Genomic DNA, 24,469 nt, shown 5'->3' with positions numbered 1-24,469 from the left:
AAAAATGAGCAGCAATCTTTTCCCACTTAAATAAAAAGCTATATATTTGCATTCCAAAAAATTAATAGGTCCAAATCAATTAATTAATTTATCGACATGACTAAAGCAGATATTGTTAGCGAAATTTCAAAAAATACCGGTATCGACAAACAGACGGTATTGAATAGCGTAGAATCTTTTATGGATATTGTAAAAGGTTCATTATCTCAGGGTGAAAATGTGTACTTGAGAGGATTCGGAAGTTTCGTTATTAAGAAGAGAGCCCAGAAAACAGCTCGTAATATTTCTAAAAATACTACGATCATTATTCCGGAACACAACATCCCGTCATTCAAGCCAGCAAAAACTTTCCTGAATGAAGTTAAGTAAATCAGTAATTATAGTTTAATTTAAAATTTAAAAACGATGCCTAGCGGAAAGAAAAGAAAAAGACATAAAATGTCTACGCACAAGCGCAAAAAGAGACTGAAAAAGAATAGACATAAAAAGAAATAAGTCTATTTCCGATGAAACTCTAAAGAACAAACTTAATAAGAGACCTTTTAAGTTTGTTCTTTGCGTATTTAAGAAGGTCTGATATCTAAAACACCATCTTTTATTATAGTGATTAGTGAACTTGTAGTTGATGTACAACCCAAAGAGGTATCTATTGCCGTATTGGAAGACAAGAACCTTGTCGAGCTTCAAAAAGAAGCCCACAATGTTTCTTTCGCCGTTGGTGATATATACTTGGGCAAAGTAAAAAAACTGATGCCGGGGTTGAATGCTGCATTCATTGATGTAGGTTATAAAAAGGATGCGTTTCTTCACTATCTGGACTTAGGTCCTAATTTTAACACGCAACAGAAATTCCTGAAACAAGCATTGGGAGAACAGAAAAAAATCCCTGTTATTTCCAAATTACAATTACTCCCGGAAATTGAAAAAGACGGCAGTATAAGCAATGTGCTCAAAGTAGGTCAGGAAGTACTGGTGCAAATTGCCAAAGAACCAATCTCAACAAAAGGTCCCAGGTTGACTTCCGAGCTTTCATTTGCCGGAAGATATATTGTCCTGATTCCGTTTGCCGACAAGGTTTCGGTCTCCACTAAAATCAAATCAAGCGAAGAACGTGCCCGTTTACGCCAGCTTATTCAAAGTATCAAACCGAAGAATTTCAGCGTAATCGTACGAACATCATCCGAAGGAAAACGCGTTGCTGAGCTTGACCACGAATTAAAGACATTAGTAAAAAGATGGGAAGATAATATCGTTAAAATAACCAAGGTCAAAGCTCCGGCTATTGTCTATGAAGAGACAGCCCGTACCGTTGCTTTACTCCGCGATATTTTCAATCCGTCTTTTCAAAACATTTATGTAAACGACCCGGATGTTTATCACAATATCCGCGATTATGTAAGCCTGATTGCCCCAGGAAGGGAAGATATTGTACACCAATATACCAGTGAACTCCCTATCTTTGACAATTTCGGCATTACCAAACAGATTAAATCATTATTCGGTCGTACAGTTACATACAAGAGTGGAGCCTACCTGATTATCGAACATACGGAAGCGATGCATGTTATCGATGTCAACAGCGGAAACCGTTCAAAGGGCAGTGATGCTCAGGAAAAAACGGCTATAGATGTTAATACCGCCGCCGCCGACGAAATTGCCCGTCAATTACGTCTTCGTGATATGGGTGGTATTATTGTTGTAGACTTTATCGACATGGCGGAAGCCCCTAATCGACAGAAGCTGTTTGAACACATGTCTAAAGCAATGGCCAGCGACCGGGCAAAACATAACATTTTGCCCTTGAGCAAATTCGGCCTGATGCAAATTACACGCCAGCGTGTCCGTCCGGCGATGGATGTGGACACTTCAGAGGCTTGTCCAACCTGTTTTGGAACCGGGACTATCAAACCCTCTATTCTGTTTACCGATAGCTTGGAAGGTAAAATTGATTGTTTAGTTAATAAACATAATGTGAAGAAATTCGCCCTGCACGTACATCCTTATGTAGCAGCATTTATTAAGAGAGGTATATTACCTCTTTGCTGGAAATGGAAACTGAAATACTCTATGGGTATGCAGGTTATTCCTGATCAAAGTCTGGCTTTTCTGGAATATAAATTTATAGATTCGGAAAAGAACGAACTGGACATGATGGAGGAAAAAGAAATCAAATAAAAAATCAGGGTGTTCCTTTAAAGAGAAACACCCTGATTTTTTTATATCTCCATGAAATAATATTTACTTCCCTGTTTCTACTACAATCATAACAGGAAAATGGTCTGACGGCACACGTGCCACATACTTCATCATTTTTGCTTCTTTTGGGAAATTCCCGTTGTTCTCGGCTACTGCTCCATCCTTTGGGGTACGGTAGCTATCTGTCAATATACCATATTTAAGCACTTTGAAATCGTCAGTCAGGAAGATATGGTCTATCCGCTGATCTGTTTTACGATCCGGATAAAAACCATTGAACGTCCCGTTTGGAGCATAACGTAATTCTGCTATTTCATAAGAATCGCGCATCACACCGGAAGAATCCAGTAATTTATAAGACTCACTGTTTTGGTCTACATTGAAGTCACCGGACAGCATAACCGGAATATGAGACGGCTGTTCCTTGATTTTCTTCAAAATCAACTTAGCACTCTCGGCACGTGCCTGAACCCCAACATGGTCCATATGCAGGTTGAAATAAATAAACTCAAAACCAGACTTCTTATCTTTAAATTTCCCCCAAGTACAGATACGAGGCAGAACGGCATCCCAACCTTTATTCGGATGGTCTGTTTCCGTTGATAACCAGAAATCACCATGTTCCAACACCTCAAAACGGTCTGTACGATAGAAAATAGCAGAATGTTCACCTTCCTGCTTTCCGTCATCCCGGCCTACACCTATATAATCATATCCAGGCATAGCAGCTTTCAAATCCTGCAATTGAGGATATTTTCCCTCCTGCGTCCCAAAAATATCAAAACCATGAAACTGGACTAACTTGGCAATGTAAGGATAACGCTGTCCCCAACCATTTCCATTAGTCGAATCTCCCTGATTAGCATTGCGGATATTATACGACGCAACAACAAAAGTTTCTGCCTGCAAACAAAAACTTATAAGCAGAAACAAACAACCGGCACATACAATTTTTTTCATCATTTTCATATAAACAGTTTAATTGAATCATAACATTATTCCTTCCCTTTGGCTTTTGCCATATCGAGTGCGGACGTTGTAACATAATATTTAGCAAGCATATTCGGTACCTCCCATGCAGGAAGTGCACCTTCCTTCAGGTAATCAAGGAAATGTTCTGTCACCTGTCCGAAATGGGCCTCATGTCCTACCCTGTATTTAGAAGGGATTACCACCTGCCAAACTCCATCCCTGACTTTATTTAAAGCAACGCCCGGATATTGGGAAGATATTTTCTCCATGGATGCCTCCAAATCTTTCTCATACGAAGCATCACTACCTTTCACCGCTTCTACAAATAATTCCGGCTGATAATCCTGTTCTTTTCCCTGACGGATGACAAGATCTGCTTTACTCCCTTTCATTACAGAATAATGGGTATCTCCACCACCTTCCGGAAAAGTATAATTCCATATAACAGATACTTTGGCAAAAACATCTTTAAGCTTGTATACGATATCGCCATTACAATAGACTTTCAAGGTATCATTTTCCACATCTTTGCGCAGAAAATCAGGATAAGTTTCCACACCCGTCACCTGAGTAAATTCTTCCGGCCCAATAGATGTAGTCCAACGATTTGCATCAATTAGCACTATATCTTCTTTATAATCAATAATCTGCTCAGGAAAAGCCTCCCATTGCACAAGGTCTACCAAATGGGTTGTTACATCTACAATTCCTTCTCCCTGCTGGTTCACATCAAAATACCAAACCGGACGTGTCAAAGGTTTGCCATCCACAACCTTAAAGAAATGATGAACACTTTCCTTTACGATAGCAGGCTCTTCCGGAGTTCCCGGAAGTTGCTCACCATACACTGCCGGCAGCATGGATAACTCTCGTTGCAAGATTGTTGTTATCTCATTACGCTCTGTCATAATATCGTATAGAAAAATATTTTTCTGCTTGGCTATGTCAAAACATTCTTTCAGCAATTTAAAGTTCTCGCTATTGATTGCCATCGGTTTATCAGACAATACATTGATTCCGGCTTCAAGAGTTTTCTTTATATATTCGGTTTTCTTCTCATTATTACCGGCCATAACCATCACATTCCCTTTCTTCTCAGAAATCATTTTTTCCAGAAAATCCGGACCTGTATAAACCACCTCATTCCAATCAGTAGGATTCTCCGTACGTGTATTAAAACCTTCTATTCTTTTCAAATGTTCCTGCACATCGAAACCAGCCGGAGCATATACATAAACATCTTTGGATACTTGCGGATAAGAAACTTTTTGAACCAATGCAGCATGAAAATGTCCAGGATCGAGAGTTATCAACTTCACTTCCCCAGGAGCACCGGTAAACCCTTCAGTTTTTTTATCAGAGGAACAAGCAGTCCCCACCAATAAGGCTGCTATAGAAAATACAAGATAGTTTTTCATACTATTACTATTAAAAAGATTGACGGACGTCGTTACTTTACACAATAAGGAAATACAAAGATAAAACTTCTCCCTGTATTATAAGAAGCCCGATTGGTTCAGATTCATGTTTTTTATGTAAGTTTGCCACAAATCGAAAACAAGATGGTAAAAATAGGAAAATACAATACGCTGAAAGTTGTAAAAGACCTCGACTTCGGTGTTTATCTGGATGGTGGTGACGGATTGGAGATACTTCTCCCTGCACGCTATGTTCCGAAAAACACTAAGCCTGGGGATGAAATTGAAGTATTCATCTATCATGACAACGAAGGCAGAATTATAGCAACAACAGCCAAACCATTGGCGCTTGCCGACGAATTCCAGTTTATGGAAGTAAAGTCCGTAAATGAAACCGGAGCTTTTCTTGACTGGGGACTGATGAAAGACCTGTTAGTCCCTTTCAAAGAACAAAAAATGCCTATGCGCGAAGGCAGATGGTACCTGGTATATGTACACATAGACCATATCACCGGACGTATCGTCGCTTCTGCCCGCATAGATAAATACCTGGACAACACCGTTCCCGAGTACACATTCAACCAGGAAGTAGACTTATTAGTTGCCGATGAAACAGAAATAGGATATAAAGTCATCATCAACAACGCACATTGGGGCTTAGTATACCATAACGAAGTATTCCGCCGCCTGGAAAAAGGAGACCGTTTGAAAGGTTATATAAAAGAAATCAGGGAAGACGAAAAAATAGACATCAGTCTAACCCCACTGGGATACCAAAAAGTAGAAGGTATTGCAAGCACCATCTTGGAAGCCTTAAAAATGCAGGGAGGATACATTGCCGTCCACGATAAAAGCGAGCCCGACGTCATCTATTCCTTATTCCGTTGCAGTAAAAAAGCCTTCAAACAAGCCATCGGAGCCCTCTACAAACAACATCTCATCTCCCTGGAAAAAGAAGGCATCCGATTAATCCCTGAAAATAACAATATAGAAGAATAAACACCATATAAGGTTTTATAAAATAGAAGCCTTATAAATAAAACAGCCGATACCGCCCGTCCTCATATAGAATAACAGTTTCACAGTATGAAACACCTTACTTCTATATCAAAACAAGCGGTATCGGCAATCCCAAGAGGAAGCAACGCTTCCTCTAAAAGGCCTCAGCAGTCAGGCGTCAAGCGCAGGTGAAAGACGAAGCGCCCGGAGTAGCGGCTGTTTGAGCGAAGCGAGTTCCGCTACGACAGCGTAGTCTTTCGCCGGAGTAGCCTGAATGATGCAGCCTTGACCTTTTGTTTACTTTTGGGTCAAGCCAAAAGTAAAATACTAATCTAATTTCAGCACAGCCAGGAACGCCTTCTGCGGAACCTCCACCGTACCTATCTGTTTCATACGCTTCTTTCCCTCTTTCTGCTTTTCCAGCAACTTACGTTTACGGGAAATATCACCACCATAACATTTTGCCGTCACATCCTTACGAACCGCTTTAATCGTTTCACGTGCAATAATCTTTGCACCGATAGCAGCCTGGATTGCAATATCAAACTGTTGGCGTGGGATCAGCTCTTTCAGTTTCTCGCACATACGACGACCGAAAGTAACACTATTATCCACATGAGTCAATGTTGAAAGTGCATCCACCGGTTCACCATTCAATAAAATATCAAGTTTAACCAATTTGCTGGGTCGGAAATCATGAATATGATAATCAAACGATGCATACCCTTTTGAAATACTTTTCAGCTTATCGTAGAAATCAATTACAATCTCACCTAAAGGCATATCATAATGGATTTCCACCCGGTCACCGGATATATACTCCTGCTTAATCAGAATTCCCCGTTTACCCAGACAAAGCGTCATGATAGGACCAATAAAAGTAGTATTGGTAATAACCGATGCACGGATATAAGGTTCGTCTATATGCTCTATCAAAGTAGGGTCCGGCAAACCGCTCGGATTATGCACTTCCGTACAATTACCCTTCTTATCATATACCTTGTAAGAAACGTTAGGCACAGTTGTAATCACATCCATATTAAACTCACGGTCCAGACGTTCCTGAACAATCTCCATATGAAGCAATCCCAAAAAACCGCAACGGAATCCGAATCCCAAAGCGGCGGAACTTTCCGGCTGGAATGTCAGGGAGGCATCATTCAACTGCAACTTCTCAAGCGAAGCACGCAAGTTTTCAAAATCCTCACTATCTATCGGATACACCCCGGCAAAGACCATCGGTTTCACTTCTTCAAAACCGGCAATAGCCTCTTTTGCAGGACAGGCAACATGCGTAATGGTATCTCCCACCCTCACTTCACGGGAAGTTTTGATACCGGAGATAATATAGCCCACATCTCCTGTACGAATCTCAGTACGGGGAGACATCGTCAATTTCAATACACCAACTTCATCGGCGTCATATTCTTTTCCCGTAGCAATAAACTTTACATGGTCGCCTTTACGGATTACTCCGTTTACCACCTTAAAATATGCGATAATACCACGAAAAGAATTAAAAACGGAGTCAAAAATCAAACATTGCAGAGGAGCTTCGGGGTCACCTTTCGGAGCCGGAACTTTTTCTACGATACTATCCAGTATTTCAAAAACACCTTCTCCGGTTTTACCACTTGCACGTAAAATATCTTCACGAGGACATCCCAGTAATTCCACAATCTGGTCTTCCACCTCGTCCGGCATAGCGCTAGGTAAATCTATTTTATTCAGAACAGGAATAATCTCCAAGTCATTTTCTATAGCCATGTACAAATTGGAAATAGTCTGCGCCTGGATACCCTGTGCTGCATCTACAATAAGCAATGCACCTTCACAAGCAGCTATAGAACGGGATACCTCATATGAGAAATCGACGTGTCCCGGAGTATCTATCAGATTTAAAATATAATCTTCTCCTTTATAATTATATTTCATCTGGATAGCATGACTTTTTATCGTAATACCACGTTCACGCTCCAGATCCATGTCATCCAGAACCTGAGCCTGCAAATCTTTGCCTTCTACAGTTTTGGTATACTCCAGCAAACGGTCAGCCAAAGTACTTTTACCATGATCAATATGAGCAATAATACAAAAATTGCGGATATTCTTCATCTACTAAATTATTTAGGTGTGCAAAGATAAAAAATTTAGGTCAATTGTTATACATTTGGCATTCCATTTGTTGTTAATAATATATGACACCACAAGAAATAAATAAAGCGTATAATCGCATCATTGGCTCCTTGGATAGCAAGGAGTTGAAGAACGCATTTGATTTTATCCAAAGTCTTATTTCCGGAAGCAGGGAATACACATTTCAGGATAAACTGAACGAACTGCAAGATACCTACAAATATATGTTACGTTACCGTGTAGAAGGGATAAAAGACCCAATGCAGGAACAAATCTATAATAACCTGCAAGCCTCTACATATGAGCTGGCTGACGCTATAAAACACAAGGCTCTTGCCATTGAATCCCCGCTTGCTTTTTATAATCAACGCAGAAACATACAGATACAAGGAAACCGTTCCGCCATATCGTATCCGGATTTATTCCGCCAATTAAGAGACAGCCATGAAGTGAACAACCTGACCGAATACAACGAACTTAATATTGCCCTTTTCAATAAAATATGGGTTTCAAACCTGCTTAGCCAGGAAGAAAGCAGCCATATAAAAGAAATCATACAAGATTCAGAACTTCCTTATGCGACAGGATGTCAGGTCGTCTCTGCATTAATGTTAGGATTGCAGGCAGCTTTTGACAGAGAAAAATTATTGCTGTTGTTTGATGCTGCCGCCCATCCGAATGAAGAAATAAAAATACGCGCTCTAATCAGTATTTTAATAACATTATACACTTACCGGAAACGTACGGCTTTATATCCCCGGATAGAAGACCGGTTGGGCACTTTAGCTGAAGCTCCTGATTTTACAAAAGCAATCCGGACCATCACACTCCGTTTCATCCTGGCACGCGAAACCGAGAAAATAACCAAAAAGCTGCAGGATGAAATCATTCCCGAAATGATGAAACTGAGCCCCAAAATCAGCAATAAGATAAATCTCAAAGATTTCAGCCCGGAACAATTGGGAGATGAAATGAATCCGGAATGGGAAAATCTCTTTTCCGACAGTACTTTGGGTAAGAAGATGGAAGAATTCAGTGAACTCCAGCAAGAAGGTGCAGACGTGATGCACTCTACTTTTGTCCATCTCAAAAACTTCCCGTTCTTCCGCGATTTAAGCAACTGGTTACTGCCTTTTGCTCCTGAACATTCTTCATTCAGCAACTTTTCCGACCAGAGCGAAGGAGAAAGACAGTTGCTCGACTCCATGTCTATAGCTCCTTTTATGTGTAATTCAGATAAATACTCGCTCTACTTCAGCATGATGCAAATGCCTGTTGAAGCACGTAAAATGATGATGGGACAATTCAGTAGCCAAGCTACGGAAATGATACAACAAACCCAGGAAGAACTTATCAGTAAACGGGGAAAACTGGAAATCGTCTCCGGACAATATATCCAGGATTTATACCGTTTCTTCAAATTATATCCTGGACATTTGGACTTCAATGATATATTTTCCATGCCGCTGGACTTCCATAATCTGACCATATTAAAACCTTATATATCAGATACGGAAACCCTGACTACGATTGCAGAATATTACCTGCGCAAAAATTATTTCAATGATGCACTGGTTATATTCAATAAACTGGCGGAAACGGAAATAAATAGCGACATTCTTTTCCAGAAAATAGGATATTGCATGCAAATGGAAGGAGACTTAAAAGGAGCCTTGAATGCCTATTTGCGTGCCGACCTTATCAACTCGGAAAGCAAATGGGTCATACGGAGAATTGCAGGCTGCTACCGTTCTTTAAAACAGCCCGAAGAAGCCCTTAAATATTATCATCGTTATGAAACATTGAATCCGAACAATCTGACCGTACAAATCAGCATCGGACATTGCCATCTGGAATTGAAAAATTATAATGAGGCGTTGAAGTGTTTCTTCAAAGTCGATTATCTGGACAACAAGAGCCACAAAGCATGGCGCCCGATTGCATGGTGTTCGTTCCTTACCGGCAAATATGACCAAGCACGCAATTACTATAAGAAAATCTTCGAAAACCAACCGAATGCCCAAGACCTGCTGAATGCCGGGCATACGGAATGGGCTTTACAAAATATAAAAGAAGCACTTGCTTTTTATAAAAAAGCAGTAGAATTAGAAGATGGTGACTTCTTCAAATTCAAGGAACTATTCAACCAGGATATCCAGGACCTGTTAATTGCTGGTATTGAAGAAAAAGACGTGGCACTTATGCTGGATGAATTAAGATATACACTGGACGGGGAATTATAACCCCGTCTCAATGTTTCTTCAATATATCTTTTATATGATTCTTCAATATATGGAAAGCAGGGCCAGCCATCGCACCATGGTCATATCCTCCCAGTTCATATAGATAGGTATACTTATGGCCTACCACTTTCATCATACGCCAGAAATAAGCATTTTCTTCATAACGGCCCAACATTTCCATTTCACGGTCACCTGAAACAATTACCAAAGGTGGAGCATCCGGACGAACATAATAAAGAGGAGCAAATTCATCTATACTGGGCTGAGTATCTTTCATCCCCTTTTGTTGCCTATAGGCAAAATGGCTGATTGCATGTCCACTAAAAGGAATCAGTCCGGCAATCGAATCAGCATCGATAGCATAAGTCTGCAACCACTTTTTATCCATACCCACCATATTTGTCAAATAACCTCCTGCCGAATGACCGGAAACAAATATTTTCTGTTTATCACCCCCATACTTCTCAATCTCTTGAAAAGCCCATGCTACCGCTGCAGCCGCATCTTCTATACAATCGGTTAACGAACATTTAGGAAGCAAACGATAATTCACTGCTATTACAGCAAGCCCGGAATTTAATAGTTCAGTAGGTATAAATTTACTACCACCTGATAATCCGCCCCCATGAAACCAAACTACTGTCGGAAAGTCTTTCATATTTTCCGGATAATAAATATCCAGTTTACAACGTTCCAGGCTATACGTATCCCCCGTTGTACGATAAGGGACATCTTTAATAGTACGGTAAATCGTATTCCCTTGAGCAAGAGCTGTTACAAAAACAATAAGAAACAATAAGGATAAATGTAATTTCTTCATGGTATAATATTCTTTTCCAACAAAGATAATATAAAAAATAAATCAGAAATAGGGTATACTCTGACTATTCGAAGAACGAGGTTTACGGATAACGCGGATAGGAACGGATTTTTAAATTAAAAAATTAATTCTTATCCGTCTTCATCCGCCCTATCCGCGTCATCAGCGTACCTCGTTCTTCGTTCTGTGCTTATCCATTTCACTATATACGAAAAAAGGAGTCAGCCTTTCGACTAACTCCTTTTCCTCTCTCAGCTTTCGCTTGTTTAAGACGGCGGCTACCTACTCTCCCACTTTTACGCAGTACCATCGGCGTGGTTGGGCTTAACTTCTCTGTTCGGAATGGGAAGAGGTGGATCCCCAACGCTATAACCACCTTAATATCGTTTATTAAGATTTTGACTGGACAACTCCATATTTTGGAGTAACTCTTCGAGCCATATGGCTTTCACCATCTGCTGATATATCAATCCTTCTTGTATAAGAAAGTCTCGGGCTATTAGTACTACTCGGCTTCGACATTACTGCCCTTACACCTGTAGCCTATCAACGTTGTAGTCTACAACGACCCTTTAGGGAGATCTTATCTTGAGGCTGGCTTCGTACTTAGATGCTTTCAGCACTTATCCAATCCAGACTTAGATACCCGGCGGTGCACCTGGCGGTACAACCGGTAAACCAGTGGTCTGTCCAACACGGTCCTCTCGTACTAGTGTCAGAACCCCTCAAATCTCCTACGCCCACGATAGATAGAGACCGAACTGTCTCACGACGTTCTGAACCCAGCTCGCGTGCCACTTTAATGGGCGAACAGCCCAACCCTTGGGACCTTCTCCAGCCCCAGGATGTGACGAGCCGACATCGAGGTGCCAAACCATTCCGTCGATATGAGCTCTTGGGAATGATCAGCCTGTTATCCCCGGAGTACCTTTTATCCTTTGAGCGATGGCCCTTCCATGCGGAACCACCGGATCACTATGCTCTAGTTTCCTACCTGATCGACTTGTTTGTCTCCCAGTCAAGCACCCTTATGCCATTACACTCTGCGACCGGTTACCAATCGGTCTGAGGGTACCTTTAGAAGCCTCCGTTACTCTTTTGGAGGCGACCACCCCAGTCAAACTACCCACCATACAGTGTCCCCGCATGCCGCGGGTTAGAACTCAAACAATCAAAGGGCCGTATTTCAACGACGGCTCCACAAATACTGGCGTACCTGCTTCGTTGCCTCCGGCCTATCCTACACATCAAGTGCCCAAATTCAATGTAAAGCTATAGTAAAGGTTCACGGGGTCTTTTCGTCCCATCGCGGGTAATCGGCATCTTCACCGATACTACAATTTCACCGAGCTCACGGTTGAGACAGTGTCCAGATCATTACACCATTCGTGCAGGTCGGAACTTACCCGACAAGGAATTTCGCTACCTTAGGACCGTTATAGTTACGGCCGCCGTTTACTGGGGCTTCAATTCAATGCTTCTCTTGCGATGACATCTCCTCTTAACCTTCCAGCACCGGGCAGGTGTCAGGCTGTATACTTCATATTTCTATTTCGCACAGCCATGTGTTTTTGTTAAACAGTTGCCTGGACCTATTCTCTGCGCCCACCTGTTACAGTGGGACCCTTTATCCCGAAGTTACAGGGTCAATTTGCCTAGTTCCTTAACCGTGAATCACTCGAGCGCCTCAGTATTTTCAACCCAACTACGTGTGTCCGTTTGTGGTACGGGTACTACAATGATATGCTTAGCGGATTTTCTAGGGAGCCTGTTTACATCCATATTGCCTTGTGCAAGCACTCGGCATACTGTCAGGTTCGACTCTGGGTGCGGATTTGCCTACACCCGTCGACGTCTACACCCTTTAACCACCTATTCCGTCAGATGGCAGGATTGTCACTTCTCCGTCTCCACATCGCTCACTGTACTAGTAAGGGAATATTAACCCTTTCTTCCATCGGAATCGCCGTTCGGCTTATCCTTAGGCCCCGACTTACCCTGATCCGATTAACGTTGATCAGGAAACCTTAGTCTTTCGGCGAGGGGGTTTCTCACCCCCTTTATCGTTACTTATACCTACATTTGCTTTTCCAGTTACTCCAGCAAGGGTTATCCCTCACCTTCGACGCCACTGGAATGCTCCCCTACCATGTGTTACCACATCCATAGCTTCGGTAAACGGTTTATGCCCGAGTATTATCCACGCCGGACTCCTCGACTAGTGAGCTGTTACGCACTCTTTAAATGAATGGCTGCTTCCAAGCCAACATCCTAGCTGTCTCTGCAGTCTGACTTCGTTAGTTCAACTTAACCGTTATTTGGGGACCTTAGCTGATGGTCTGGATTCTTCTCCTCTCGGACGCGGACCTTAGCACCCGCGCCCTCACTCCTTATCAATATATAGCACGCATTCGGAGTTTATCTGGACTTGATAGGCGGTGAAGCCCTCGCATCCAATCAGTCGCTCTACCTCATGCTATACTAAATAAAGGCTGCACCTAAATGCATTTCGGGGAGTACGAGCTATCTCCAAGTTTGATTAGCCTTTCACCCCTACCCTCAGTTCATCCGAAAGCTTTTCAACGCTTACCGGTTCGGTCCTCCAGTTGGTGTTACCCAACCTTCAACCTGACCAAGGGTAGATCACTTGGTTTCGCGTCTACTCCCTCCGACTATGTCGCCCTGTTAAGACTCGCTTTCGCTTCGGCTCCGTACCTGAAATACTTAACCTTGCCGGAGAAAGTAACTCGTAGGTTCATTATGCAAAAGGCACGCCGTCACCACTTAATGTGGCTCCGACCGCTTGTAGGCAGACGGGTTCAGGGTCTATTTCACTCCTCTGTTCGAGGTTCTTTTCACCTTTCCCTCACGGTACTGGTTCGCTATCGGTCTCTCGGGAGTATTTAGCCTTACGGGATGGGCCCCGCTGATTCACACAGGATTTCTCGTGTCCCGCGCTACTCAGGATACCACTAGGCTGCGTCAGGGAGTCGTGTACCGGGCTGTCACCGTTTGTTGCCGTCCTTTCCAGAACGTTCCACTTCCCTGAGTTTTTGCCACGTCGTGGTCCTACTACCCCGTTGTTGCCTAAACAACAACGGTTTGGGCTGTTCCGCGTTCGCTCGCCACTACTTGCGGAATCACTGTTGTTTTCTTCTCCTATGGGTACTTAGATGTTTCAGTTCCCCACGTTTGCCTTCCTTACGGAATGATTGGCCTTCTACCAACCGGGTTGCCCCATTCGGAAATCCTCGGATCAATGGTTATTTGCACCTACCCGAAGCTTATCGCAGCTTATCACGTCCTTCTTCGCCTCCGAGAGCCAAGGCATCCACCGTCTGCCCTTGCTTACTTTCTTTATACACGGCACCACTTAGTGCCGGATTGATATATCTTCAGCTTGCTCTGTTTTGTTACTTTTTTTTGAAGTTGTCCAATACGTCAAAGATCTTTTTCAGGTGACAGTTGACAAGTGACAGTTGACAATTAAGCAACTATGTTGTCCAATATCCCTTTTTTTGTGGAGAATAACGGATTCGAACCGTTGACCCTCTGCGTGCAAGGCAGATGCTCTAGCCAGCTGAGCTAATCCCCCAAGGTTCAGGTGACAGTTGAAATGTGACAATGGACTGTTTTTTGTCCCACACCCTGACTGTAAACCGGATTTGAGTTTTTCTTTATCGTTAACTGTCAACTTTCAATTGTCAACTGTCAACTTTTAAGAAGTAGTCCCAGGCAGAGTTGAACTGCCGACCTCTACATTATCAGTGTAGCGCTCTAACCAACTGAGCTATAGGACTGTCAACTTTTCTAGCCCGGGATTGTCATCCCAGCTTCTTGTTTTCTCTCTCTTCTTTTGTCGAGATCTATATATGAATACATATTCAACCGTAGTACAAGAACATACTGTCTTGTTTATGAGACCACCATAGTCATATCTCTGTGCTCCAGAAAGGAGGTGTTCCAGCCGCACCTTCCGGTACGGCTACCTTGTTACGACTTAGCCCCAGTCACCAGTTTTACCCTAGGCCGATCCTTGCGGTTACGGACTTCAGGTACCCCCGGCTCCCATGGCTTGACGGGCGGTGTGTACAAGGCCCGGGAACGTATTCACCGCGCCATGGCTGATGCGCGATTACTAGCGAATCCAGCTTCACGAAGTCGGGTTGCAGACTTCGATCCGAACTGAGATGGGGTTTGGAGATTGGCATCCTGTCGCCAGGTAGCTGCCCTTTGTCCCCACCATTGTAACACGTGTGTCGCCCCGGATGTAAGGGCCGTGCTGATTTGACGTCATCCCCACCTTCCTCACAGCTTACGCTGGCAGTCTCACCAGAGTCCTCAGCTTGACCTGTTAGTAACTAGTGATAAGGGTTGCGCTCGTTATGGCACTTAAGCCGACACCTCACGGCACGAGCTGACGACAACCATGCAGCACCTCGCAAATGGCTATTGCTAGAAAGGGTGTTTCCACCCCGGTCCAAATGCGTTCAAACCCGGGTAAGGTTCCTCGCGTATCATCGAATTAAACCACATGTTCCTCCGCTTGTGCGGGCCCCCGTCAATTCCTTTGAGTTTCACCGTTGCCGGCGTACTCCCCAGGTGGATTACTTAACGCTTTCGCTGTAGAGCTTACATTGTATCGCAAACTCCTAGTAATCATCGTTTACTGCGTGGACTACCAGGGTATCTAATCCTGTTTGATCCCCACGCTTTCGTGCTTCAGTGTCAGTTATGGTTTAGTAAGCTGCCTTCGCAATCGGAGTTCTGCGTGATATCTATGCATTTCACCGCTACACCACGCATTCCGCCTACCTCAAACACACTCAAGTAATCCAGTTTCAACGGCAATTTTATGGTTGAGCCACAAACTTTCACCGCTGACTTAAATTACGACCTACGCACCCTTTAAACCCAATAAATCCGGATAACGCTCGCATCCTCCGTATTACCGCGGCTGCTGGCACGGAGTTAGCCGATGCTTATTCATACGGTACATACAAAACGGGACACGTCCCGCATTTTATTCCCATATAAAAGAAGTTTACAATCCATAGAACCTTCATCCTTCACGCGACTTGGCTGGTTCAGGCTCGCGCCCATTGACCAATATTCCTCACTGCTGCCTCCCGTAGGAGTTTGGTCCGTGTCTCAGTACCAATGTGGGGGACCTTCCTCTCAGAACCCCTATCCATCGTCGGTTTGGTGGGCCGTTACCCCGCCAACTGCCTAATGGAACGCATGCCTATCTATCAGCGATGAATCTTTAACAAATATTCCCATGCGGGACCCCTGTTTTATGGGGTATTAATCCGACTTTCGCCGGGCTATCCCCCTCTGATAGGTAAGTTGCATACGCGTTACTCACCCGTGCGCCGGTCGCCACCCGGTATTGCTACCTGTGCTGCCCCTCGACTTGCATGTGTTAAGCCTGTCGCTAGCGTTCATCCTGAGCCAGGATCAAACTCTTCGTTGTTAATTTTGTTTGTCTTGCCCAGAATATAACTATCCTTTTTATCGTAGTCTCTTTTCCTTGACGGTATGTTCGTATTTCTACGTTTTCTTGTACTACTTTAGTTGATATGTAAATCTTTCAAAGAACTTTTGCTTTCGTTTGTTTTGCGATTGCGGCTGCAAAGGTAAGGAGTTTTTTTTATCTGCCAAATTTTTCGGCAAAAATATTTGAAGTTTTTTCTCCGACTCTCAGAAGTGGTTGGACATATTGCTTAGACTGGCTAACCTCATCCCCTGCTCTTGATTTATCTTACCTCTCCTCCATCATGTCCTATTACGCCGTTCTCTCTCGAATGCGGGTGCAAAAGTAGTGTTGTGGAACATATCTTCCAAATATTTCTACTACTTTTTTTCATCTTTTTTTTAACATAACGAACGGTTATTAATGGTACACGTACACGCGATGGATTTTTTCTATCTCTTCCCTTTTTCCTCTACAGGAAACCTTGGCAATCGGCACTCTCGACATAATCGCCTTTTTTATTTATTTTTTCTCACTCGATTTATGCTATGCTGTAATCTGTTTCGATATGGATTCCATCTGCCCGGCAGCCACAACATATTGTTTCATACTTATTCGTTTCAAATCCATCAACAGGCGAACCGGCAAAGGAAATGCCGGTCACATCAGCATGTTACCAATTGTAACAATATAAAAATGAACCCGCCCGAAGGCGGGTTTTTAGTTTTTTCAAAGAATCAAATAAATTAAATGAATCGAATGCGGTCGGCAATTCGCCGACCTTTTTTTATTCTTGGAGACACCTAACCGAGAACCCGCTCGCCCTGTCGTTTGTGCCCTGGTAGAACGTAGCACTGAGGAAGCCCACGTTACGGGCGCCCGTACTACTGGACGGCACCGAGGACGACCAGTAGTAGCCGCCGGAACCCTGACCGTTGGACGAACCATTACTGCCGTCCCGATAGCCCGCAGCAGGCAAAATCAACTGAAGGCTGTTCGCTGCACTTATTGTCAAAAGGTGCGTAGAACTGTTCCACGTTTTACCGGTGCTTGAATCATCAGCACCTATAGTCTGCCATTCGGCAGCAGTAGGAACACGCCAACCGGCAGGGCAAGGGTCGGAAGAAGTCTTACGAACCGTAGTAGCTACTATTGAACTGTTAGCAACCTCATCCAGATTCCATAATTTCTGATACCAAGCGTTGTCCGGCATAGCACTACCTGACGGATTATCTGCACCCTCGGTGAAAAGCAACCAATTATACTGGGTATTTGGATTAGAAGAACTATACACGATAAACTTCTTATCCCACGGACTCATGTCGGCAAGGGCGCCCTCACCTGTAGGGAAACCCAACGGGTCGGTTTTACCATCAAACTTTTCAGCATTGGTGATATCGCTATTGTTGGTATTTGTGAATCCGTATTGACGGCCCCACTGGTACAACAGACCGCAAGTGGATGTAATGTCATTTGTTCCACCGGCTGTTGAAGAAGCAGACGGAACAGTAGTAGGTATTTCGGTAGCACCCAAATTTACAGGAGACCAATAATAGGTTTTCCCGTCTTTTCCCGCCATTTGGATAGCAGTATATTGTTTATCGGCACTGACAGGATACGTGACGGTATTTGCGCTACGGTAAAAACCATATTCCTTTACTTCCTGACCGGGAACGGAGATTTTTAGGTTGGCTTTATGGGCCTGATAGGCAGCATCGCTACCGGAAGCGGAGGCTACTGTTCCGCTATAAGTATACTGGCGGCGGTTATTGATTATGCTGGTGGCATCAGTTCCAGTCAACCAATTTTGGCTGGTTCCATAGGCAACATCATACTCGCTACTTACAGGAGTGGATTCAAACAACGATTTGATAACAATACTGAAAGTTCGGGTTCCGCCTGTCGGGTTTATCCGCAATGTTTTAGCGTCATCATCTTTGGTGACACCGCCGGTTATAGCCAGCGAGGGTTCATCCTCTATTGCCAGCGTTACGGGCAATTCTTTCAAATTATCTATTTTATGGCGGAACTTAAAGGTAACCTCGCCCGGATTGGCAGTCGGGAAGCCGTCCTTATCCACTTTCACTTCAAACTTATACGTATCTTCATCATTACTGCTTTCCGTTTTATCCACGGTCATCCATTCGGGGAAATCAGCCAGTTTGCTGCCACCCTGACAATTGACGGTAAGCGTTACAGAAGGTGTTGCAACAGATGATGTTGCTTTCAAAGTTAGCTTGTTGTCTGCAAAGCTGCTTGTACCATCAGATGCGGATTGAGTAAGCTCGGGAACAAAAGACAATGCTTCGACAAGCAGCGTATTGCTCTTTCCGGTAGCGTCATCGATAAAACGGATGATTCCCCGTGGATAAATGCCTCCGGTATAATCCGCCTTCATGGAGATAATATACTTATGTTCCGTGCCGGAGATGGTCGAAGCGGTTACAGCCTTTGTTGCCGGGTCTTCTTTTACTTCCAGCCAGTCGCAGTTCTTATTGCTTCCGGCATAACGGATGGCGCAAGACATGGTAGAGTTGGCGGTTGTGGAAAGGGAAAACTTGCTGTCATCGGCAAGAAGCATCGTTACCGTTTTATTTGTTTCATCAAAAGTCGTTGCGGCGTTTGCTATCCCGTCCGGGTCGAAAGCAAAGTCACCTGAACCGGCAGTCGGGTCGAGGCCGTCTATTTCGCCGCCTTCATCCCATTCGGCAACATCCAGTGTGAAGTCCAAGTGGTATTCATCGGCTTTGGTAATGCCAATAGTATATCTATGGTTGTTGTTTATTTCAAGTGCAACCGAGCCACCATCGGCTGTCGGCTGTTCAAAAGGTATCCGGTAGGTTACGTCTTTCGTCTCTGTCAGGTTTACCTGATAGGTTCCTTTCAGTATCAGGTAACCTTTATCTGCCGAAGGGCTTGGATAGCTGTAGAAAGCAGATACTTGCAGGCCTTCATTGGCTTTGTCGCCTTCAAAAGCACGTTCAGGATAAGTTATCAAATCATCACCCGCCGCAGGAGACGTGCCATACACTTTGACAGGGAAGAAAGAAACTCCCTTTCGTCCGTTACCCATCGAGATGGATTCCAGATGGAATTTGGAATCGGTCTCCATATTACTCACATCAAAGCGGGCCATCGTGCGTGTCAGTTTAAATCCGGTTTGTACGCGTGCGGAAGAACCGAAGTCGGTCAGGTCGATGGGTACGGTTTGCGAACCGACCATCGGAAGGGGGAGGTTCAATGCCGTGCCTGTCGCTGAAAGCAACGGGGAATGGAGCTTTTGAAAGTCTGTTTCAGAAGGTGTCCCTTCGACAAGGTTCCCGGTTTCCATCGTGTATTCGAGTGGCTGGAAGTAGGTGTCTTCTACTTTATCGCCTGCCGTATTCACCAGTTCGGTCTGGTTGGCAAGGCAGTAAAGACGTACGAACATGCCTTTTTGGAGTTCAAGCAGGGCGGTGGTGGTAGCGTCGTCCGTACCGACAGCGAGGTTCAGTTTATTGGCTCCTGCCGGCAGAGCTACTCCTTCCGGGCGGTAAGCGAAGCGTTCGCGGTAGGTGTAAGTGCCTGCCTCGTCCGTAGAAGCGAACACATAAATATCCAGTGTGGAGATTGCGTTCTCTTCTTTGGTAGCAATGGGGGCATCGGCTTTTGTTTCCGATTTGGTTGTGGCTACGGTAAGTTTGTTCTTAAAGGAAAGAAGCACTTCGCGTTTGTTGGCACTGCCGGTTCCGTCTACCGGGGTACGGTCTGTCTTGTCTGACTCAGCCGTACAGGAAGAAGCAAGCAGCACGGCGGCAAGCAGATATGCACTTGCCGCAAGTGCCTGTAGAGGTCTACATGAGGGACATAGACCTTGTAGTTTTGTGTTCATTTTCATATATATTTATTATTTATGTTTGTTATTACCTCGTCTGTTTGGTTTTTACCATAGCTCTTCCGTTTCTACCGGAGGCAGTTTTTTTCTACCCTGGTTCACTTTTACCAGATTTATAATTTTCACCAATAACAAACTTTTTTTACTACAACCAAGATGCAGACAACTAATTCCAACCATAATTTTTCTTTACAGAAAGGGATGGCTTTAGTTCTCATAAGACTACGTTAAAAATCAAAATAAATTTGGAAAATTAAAATCCTTGAAAGTTGTTGCGAATCATATATTTTCACGACATTAACCATTGACTTTTAAGCATTACACTTTTAAAATCAAAGAATTATAGCATTAATATATAAGAAAATATTTATACATTTGTTGAGTTTTAGTCAAGTCTTATGAGAACTACAGTTTTTATTTTCTATCAAGAAAAATAAGAGCTTAATAGCATATAAAATAACTTTAACTACAAAGCATAAATTTGTACTGTAATAAGTGTAATTAACAAACAAAATAGACTTTTCCCTCCCCAATAATCACATTTATGGAATACAGACCGTTTTAAGGATTCATCGTTAGGTTTTTCAAAATCATAGTTATGAATTGGGAAATCATAACTATGAAAGAAATATGTCAATGCCTACCACAGCAAGTACAGATAAGGGGATCTATCTCCCACAAAAAAAATACGAGTCTATGACCGGTGTCAAAGACAAACTAATAGGTTTCTTGCAAAATAACGGATGCACTGTAAACATCACCACCAAAAGGAGGGTTCAATTTTGATAATTTCAATTCTATGGCTTCTAATTGCGGGAAAGTATTTTTCAAAGCGTTTAATATACGCCCGGCAGCATGCTCTATTAATTTTGACGGAATATCCATTTCACGTTTTACGACCTCATAAACAGATGCATAATTTATGGTATCTTCCAGTTCATCACTTAATGTGGCTTTTTGGAGAGGGGCCGTTAATATTAAAGAGATAATGAATGTATTTCCTACCACCTTTTCCTGAAGAGCTACTCCATGATAGGCATAAAATTTCATTTCTTTCAATTCAATTTTAGTTGTCATAATCCGTTATTTTCTGTAAATGTAAATAAAGTAAACCTTACTACAAAAATTTAGTCTTATATTTGTATTAAGCAACTACGACATATATGATGGGAATAAAACAAAAAGAAGAAAACACTACAGGCGGGCTTCATAACACACTGGCAGCCGGTACTACCGTAACAGGAAATATCGTAACAGATACAGACTTTCGTTTAGATGGAAAAGTAGAGGGAGATATCAGCTGCAACGGTAAAATAGTTATAGGTCCTAAAGGATGCGTTACTGGCAACATATCAGCCCAGAACGCAGAAATTCTTGGAGAAGTTGATGGTTCAGTCTGTATAAAAGAAAAACTAACACTGAAGTCTACAGCAGCAATTAATGGCGATATTTTTGCCCAAACAATTGAAATTGAACCTAACGCCCGTTTTAATGGTGTTTGCAAAATGTCCAGTACGGATAAATCATAAAACGATTTATTATCGAAAACAGCACACATTATTATAAAATAGCGTGTGCTGTTTTCGGTAATGATAGTTTATTTTCTTCCTGACTTTTCTATCAAACTGATAATTTTACTATTTAAACTTTCGGCTTGGAGCAATTCTTCCAATGGAATATGCATCCGGTATCTCCAATAATGAGCTGGATTTGCCGGCACATTAATACGCTCTGCTTCTGCATCTTTTCTCTTTATTGTATCATCCATGCCCAACCAGTCCTGCAAAGGGAGAATAGCCAACATCGACCGGGTCCCTAAATGATTAAATATGATTTGAGTTATGATATCTGCCGGACAGTCTTCGGGAGCGGCACCTTCTCTTCTTAATACATTATTATAATAACGCTGTATTTTTGCCCGGTCTTCTTTCCACCAACTACGCAGAGGAGTCATATCATGCGTAGAGGTTGTACATACCGAATGATAAGGCAAGTCTGACAAATCAGAAAATTCCCTTTGGGCCGTTTTGGGCATACGTTCTATTTCCAGGCTTAATATCTGCAATTTATGCATTACATCCGGAACAGACTCCGGAATCATCCCCAAATCCTCTCCACAAACCAGCATCTCCGTACTTGAGACCAATGGAGTAAGACGATTTAATGCCTGTGCCTTCCAGAAATCGTTATGACGATGATAAAAGAAATGCCAATACAATTGATCGAAAGCATATTTATCCGGTGCACTTAATTCACGGTAAATAAAAGACCGGCTCGCGGATATTCTGGGATGATATTTATCGGCTTCATGCGGATCACGCAAAAACAGCACTTCATTAGCAATGGCAAACAGTCCTTTTTTTACCCGGAGAGAAACTTCATCATTCATTCCTTCAAACAGTTTCTCTATTTTCCGCTGAGTATCACAAAATGGCTTTAAAACAAAATGGCGTGAAGAAGACTGTGCCAAATAAGTATCAATAACTTCTTCAGTCTGCTCTCCAAACAATTCCGGTAAAAATTCGCGATTGATATGCGGAGTTGTAAGTCTAGCCTCGTTAAAACTCAATCCGTATTGTTCTATTTCATCTTTTGTAAAAGGAAGAGCCGGATTGAAATGTCCACAAAGCCCCTGTATATATTCCATAGGTATTTCCCATATACGGAAAAAACCAAGGATATGGTCTATACGAAAACAATCAAAATAATCGCTAAGCTTACCAAAACGTTTTTTCCACCAGGAAAAATTATCACTCTCCATAACCTCCCAATTATAGGTAGGGAAAGACCAGTTCTGTCCATCCACAGAAAAATCATCCGGTGGCGCCCCTGCTTGCCCGTTCATATTAAAATATTGCGGCTCCATCCATGCTTCCACGCTGGTACGGCTCACTCCGATAGGCAAATCGCCTTTCAGCACAACACCATTCTTACGGGCATAATCGGATGCAGATTTAAATTGGGTATACAAAACAAATTGCAAGAAATAGAAGAATGAGATTTCCGGATAGGCTTTACTCGTTTTTGCACAAAGATTTTGTATGCGAGCCCGGTCAAATACAGAATAATCTGTCCATTGTGTAAAATCGGGAGTACCATAATTATCACGTAAGTAACAATACGCGGCATATGGAAGTAACCAAGCCTCATTCTTGGAGAAGAAATCCTTAAAATCCTGACTGGCCAATACAGACGGACCCTCTTGATTAAACAGTTCACGGCAATATTCCAGCTTATATTTGATAACAGATTCGTAATCTACATCCTCCTTACTGTTCAATTCCATCTGTTTTGCTGCAAAAAATGCATTTTTACCCTTATCTTTTAATTTACCAAGTAAAGGCAAGTTTATGTACATCGGATGCAAAGCATAGATTGAAATTGCGCTGTACGGATATGAATCTCTCCAGGTATGGGTTGTTATCGTATCGTTCATTGGAAGTACCTGTATAATACGCTGGTGAGTTTTCTTCGCCCAATCGACCAATAATCTCAGGTCACCTAAATCGCCAATACCAAAACTTTCCTGGGAGCGCAAGGAAAAAACAGGAATAACAGTTCCTGCACATCTCCATAAAGGAAGATTATCACGGAAATAAAGGCCAGACACTATTACGGTTTCTCCCACCTCCTGAGAGGGTAGGTTTAATACCCGGTTCTCATCGTCTTCCCAATAAAGCGGTTGGTTATTTTCATCAAAAATAAGAAACTTATATTCCAAAGGATAAGTAATCTCATTTGCATCCAGGTCTATATGCCATACAGGAAATGTATCACAACTAAGAATCAGCGCTTTTTCAGGATGCCAGTTTCCCAAGCAGTCCTGATTACCGGTAACCGCAATACTCTGATTTTTTTCCACACGGGGCGCCGATATTTTTATAGTCAGACGTTTACCGCTTTTTATAACCCGTTCATTTTTATTACAAGGATGGGCAAACAAACTTTTTGTAAAAGCAGAAGAATAAAAGGCAAGGTTTGCCGGACGCACTTGCCAGTAATCATACAAAGTATACTGCTGTGCTGAACCGATAAAGAAAACCTGATGGTTTTTTTCCCATTCCTCAAAAACTTGCTTATCATCTATACGGAGAAAATATCTGTATTCTATTTTCTGGACGGGAACAGCAATATCAATAGTTAACTGCCAGTTACCATCCTCCAGATAAATCATTTCCCTTGCCAAAGCCGAATTCCAAGCCCCCAGCTCCGGGACCGAACCAACCACACACAATCTTTGTCCCCAGATAGTATGAAAATTTATATTAAAGGTAACTTTCATGCGTATTAAATTTTTGTATTGGTTACGAAGGTACAAAATTTCTCTTATAAAGA

General features: G+C 42.8%; 12 protein-coding genes, 2 tRNA genes and 3 rRNA genes. 5 read left to right on the top strand and 12 right to left on the bottom strand.

What is annotated here, in order from left to right; all coding sequences use genetic code 11:
* Window positions 1–96: 96 nt before the first annotated feature.
* Together ACGE0T_RS02625 and ACGE0T_RS02620 are read left to right on the top strand one after the other, a co-directional pair.
* Window positions 97–369: an HU family DNA-binding protein gene (locus ACGE0T_RS02625; RefSeq protein ID WP_459188988.1), complete on the top strand. Its 273-nt coding sequence runs from the start codon at window positions 97–99 to the stop codon at window positions 367–369.
* A gap of 234 nt (window positions 370–603) precedes the next feature.
* Window positions 604–2,175, top strand: coding sequence for an Rne/Rng family ribonuclease (locus ACGE0T_RS02620; protein ID WP_459188987.1), 1,572 nt, complete (start codon window positions 604–606; stop codon window positions 2,173–2,175).
* 63 nt (window positions 2,176–2,238) lie between these two features.
* Here ACGE0T_RS02620 and ACGE0T_RS02615 read toward each other — a convergent pair whose 3' ends face one another.
* Both ACGE0T_RS02615 and ACGE0T_RS02610 read right to left on the bottom strand, forming a co-directional pair.
* On the bottom strand, window positions 2,239–3,165 hold the full coding sequence (locus tag ACGE0T_RS02615) for an endonuclease/exonuclease/phosphatase family protein (protein WP_459188986.1): 927 nt from the start codon (window positions 3,163–3,165) through the stop codon (window positions 2,239–2,241).
* Between the two features lie 26 nt (window positions 3,166–3,191).
* Window positions 3,192–4,586, bottom strand: coding sequence for a putative oxidoreductase C-terminal domain-containing protein (locus tag ACGE0T_RS02610; protein WP_459188985.1), 1,395 nt, complete (start codon window positions 4,584–4,586; stop codon window positions 3,192–3,194).
* A 144-nt stretch (window positions 4,587–4,730) separates the two neighbouring features.
* Between ACGE0T_RS02610 and ACGE0T_RS02605 the strand changes: the two genes are divergently transcribed.
* Entirely contained in the window at window positions 4,731–5,585 is an 855-nt protein-coding gene (locus tag ACGE0T_RS02605) for a CvfB family protein (RefSeq protein ID WP_459188984.1), read from the top strand.
* A gap of 327 nt (window positions 5,586–5,912) precedes the next feature.
* On the opposite strand, the gene lepA is transcribed toward ACGE0T_RS02605, so the two are convergent.
* Window positions 5,913–7,700: a translation elongation factor 4 gene (gene lepA, locus ACGE0T_RS02600; protein WP_459188983.1), complete on the bottom strand. Its 1,788-nt coding sequence runs from the start codon at window positions 7,698–7,700 to the stop codon at window positions 5,913–5,915.
* An 83-nt stretch (window positions 7,701–7,783) separates the two neighbouring features.
* On the opposite strand from lepA, the gene ACGE0T_RS02595 reads away from it, so the two are divergent.
* Window positions 7,784–9,964: a tetratricopeptide repeat protein gene (locus ACGE0T_RS02595; protein ID WP_459188982.1), complete on the top strand. Its 2,181-nt coding sequence runs from the start codon at window positions 7,784–7,786 to the stop codon at window positions 9,962–9,964.
* A 7-nt stretch (window positions 9,965–9,971) separates the two neighbouring features.
* On the opposite strand, the gene ACGE0T_RS02590 is transcribed toward ACGE0T_RS02595, so the two are convergent.
* From ACGE0T_RS02590 to folB, 8 genes are all read right to left on the bottom strand, one after another.
* A complete protein-coding gene (locus ACGE0T_RS02590) occupies window positions 9,972–10,784 on the bottom strand; it encodes an alpha/beta hydrolase (protein WP_459188981.1) in 813 nt (270 codons plus the stop codon).
* 269 nt (window positions 10,785–11,053) lie between these two features.
* Window positions 11,054–11,164 (bottom strand): 5S ribosomal RNA (gene rrf, locus ACGE0T_RS02585).
* A gap of 100 nt (window positions 11,165–11,264) precedes the next feature.
* Window positions 11,265–14,142 (bottom strand): 23S ribosomal RNA (locus tag ACGE0T_RS02580).
* A gap of 163 nt (window positions 14,143–14,305) precedes the next feature.
* Window positions 14,306–14,379, bottom strand: a tRNA-Ala gene (locus tag ACGE0T_RS02575).
* 131 nt (window positions 14,380–14,510) lie between these two features.
* Window positions 14,511–14,584: transfer RNA gene (locus ACGE0T_RS02570), tRNA-Ile, on the bottom strand.
* Window positions 14,585–14,735: 151 nt separating this feature from the next.
* Window positions 14,736–16,260: ribosomal RNA gene (locus ACGE0T_RS02565) — 16S ribosomal RNA — on the bottom strand.
* Together the 16S, 23S and 5S rRNA genes with 2 tRNA genes alongside form the textbook arrangement of a ribosomal RNA operon.
* A gap of 787 nt (window positions 16,261–17,047) precedes the next feature.
* Window positions 17,048–20,131, bottom strand: a complete 3,084-nt coding sequence (locus ACGE0T_RS02560) for an FISUMP domain-containing protein (protein ID WP_459188980.1) — start codon at window positions 20,129–20,131, stop codon at window positions 17,048–17,050.
* 720 nt (window positions 20,132–20,851) lie between these two features.
* Window positions 20,852–21,211: a dihydroneopterin aldolase gene (gene folB / locus ACGE0T_RS02555; protein ID WP_459188979.1), complete on the bottom strand. Its 360-nt coding sequence runs from the start codon at window positions 21,209–21,211 to the stop codon at window positions 20,852–20,854.
* A gap of 89 nt (window positions 21,212–21,300) precedes the next feature.
* Between folB and ACGE0T_RS02550 the strand changes: the two genes are divergently transcribed.
* Window positions 21,301–21,663, top strand: coding sequence for a bactofilin family protein (locus ACGE0T_RS02550; protein ID WP_459190406.1), 363 nt, complete (start codon window positions 21,301–21,303; stop codon window positions 21,661–21,663).
* Between the two features lie 68 nt (window positions 21,664–21,731).
* Here ACGE0T_RS02550 and ACGE0T_RS02545 read toward each other — a convergent pair whose 3' ends face one another.
* Window positions 21,732–24,416, bottom strand: coding sequence for a 4-alpha-glucanotransferase (locus ACGE0T_RS02545; RefSeq protein ID WP_459188978.1), 2,685 nt, complete (start codon window positions 24,414–24,416; stop codon window positions 21,732–21,734).
* Between the last annotated feature and the right edge of the window lie 53 nt (window positions 24,417–24,469).

Source organism: Parabacteroides sp. APC149_11_2_Y6 (genome assembly GCF_054506995.1).
The sequence above is the reverse complement of the archived record's forward strand: the minus strand, read 5'-3'. Positions and strand labels throughout refer to the sequence as shown.

What these genes read in the sequence shown, in the direction of transcription:
- ACGE0T_RS02590 (WP_459188981.1), bottom strand. Translation starts at nt 10,784, where the DNA reads ATGAAGAAATTACATTTATCCTTATTGTTTCTTATTGTTTTTGTAACA.
- ACGE0T_RS02615 (WP_459188986.1), bottom strand. Translation starts at nt 3,165, where the DNA reads ATGAAAATGATGAAAAAAATTGTATGTGCCGGTTGTTTGTTTCTGCTT.
- ACGE0T_RS02605 (WP_459188984.1), top strand. Translation starts at nt 4,731, where the DNA reads ATGGTAAAAATAGGAAAATACAATACGCTGAAAGTTGTAAAAGACCTC.
- folB (WP_459188979.1), bottom strand. Translation starts at nt 21,211, where the DNA reads ATGACAACTAAAATTGAATTGAAAGAAATGAAATTTTATGCCTATCAT.
- ACGE0T_RS02550 (WP_459190406.1), top strand. Translation starts at nt 21,301, where the DNA reads ATGGGAATAAAACAAAAAGAAGAAAACACTACAGGCGGGCTTCATAAC.
- ACGE0T_RS02625 (WP_459188988.1), top strand. Translation starts at nt 97, where the DNA reads ATGACTAAAGCAGATATTGTTAGCGAAATTTCAAAAAATACCGGTATC.
- ACGE0T_RS02595 (WP_459188982.1), top strand. Translation starts at nt 7,784, where the DNA reads ATGACACCACAAGAAATAAATAAAGCGTATAATCGCATCATTGGCTCC.
- ACGE0T_RS02545 (WP_459188978.1), bottom strand. Translation starts at nt 24,416, where the DNA reads ATGAAAGTTACCTTTAATATAAATTTTCATACTATCTGGGGACAAAGA.
- ACGE0T_RS02610 (WP_459188985.1), bottom strand. Translation starts at nt 4,586, where the DNA reads ATGAAAAACTATCTTGTATTTTCTATAGCAGCCTTATTGGTGGGGACT.
- ACGE0T_RS02560 (WP_459188980.1), bottom strand. Translation starts at nt 20,131, where the DNA reads ATGAACACAAAACTACAAGGTCTATGTCCCTCATGTAGACCTCTACAG.
- lepA (WP_459188983.1), bottom strand. Translation starts at nt 7,700, where the DNA reads ATGAAGAATATCCGCAATTTTTGTATTATTGCTCATATTGATCATGGT.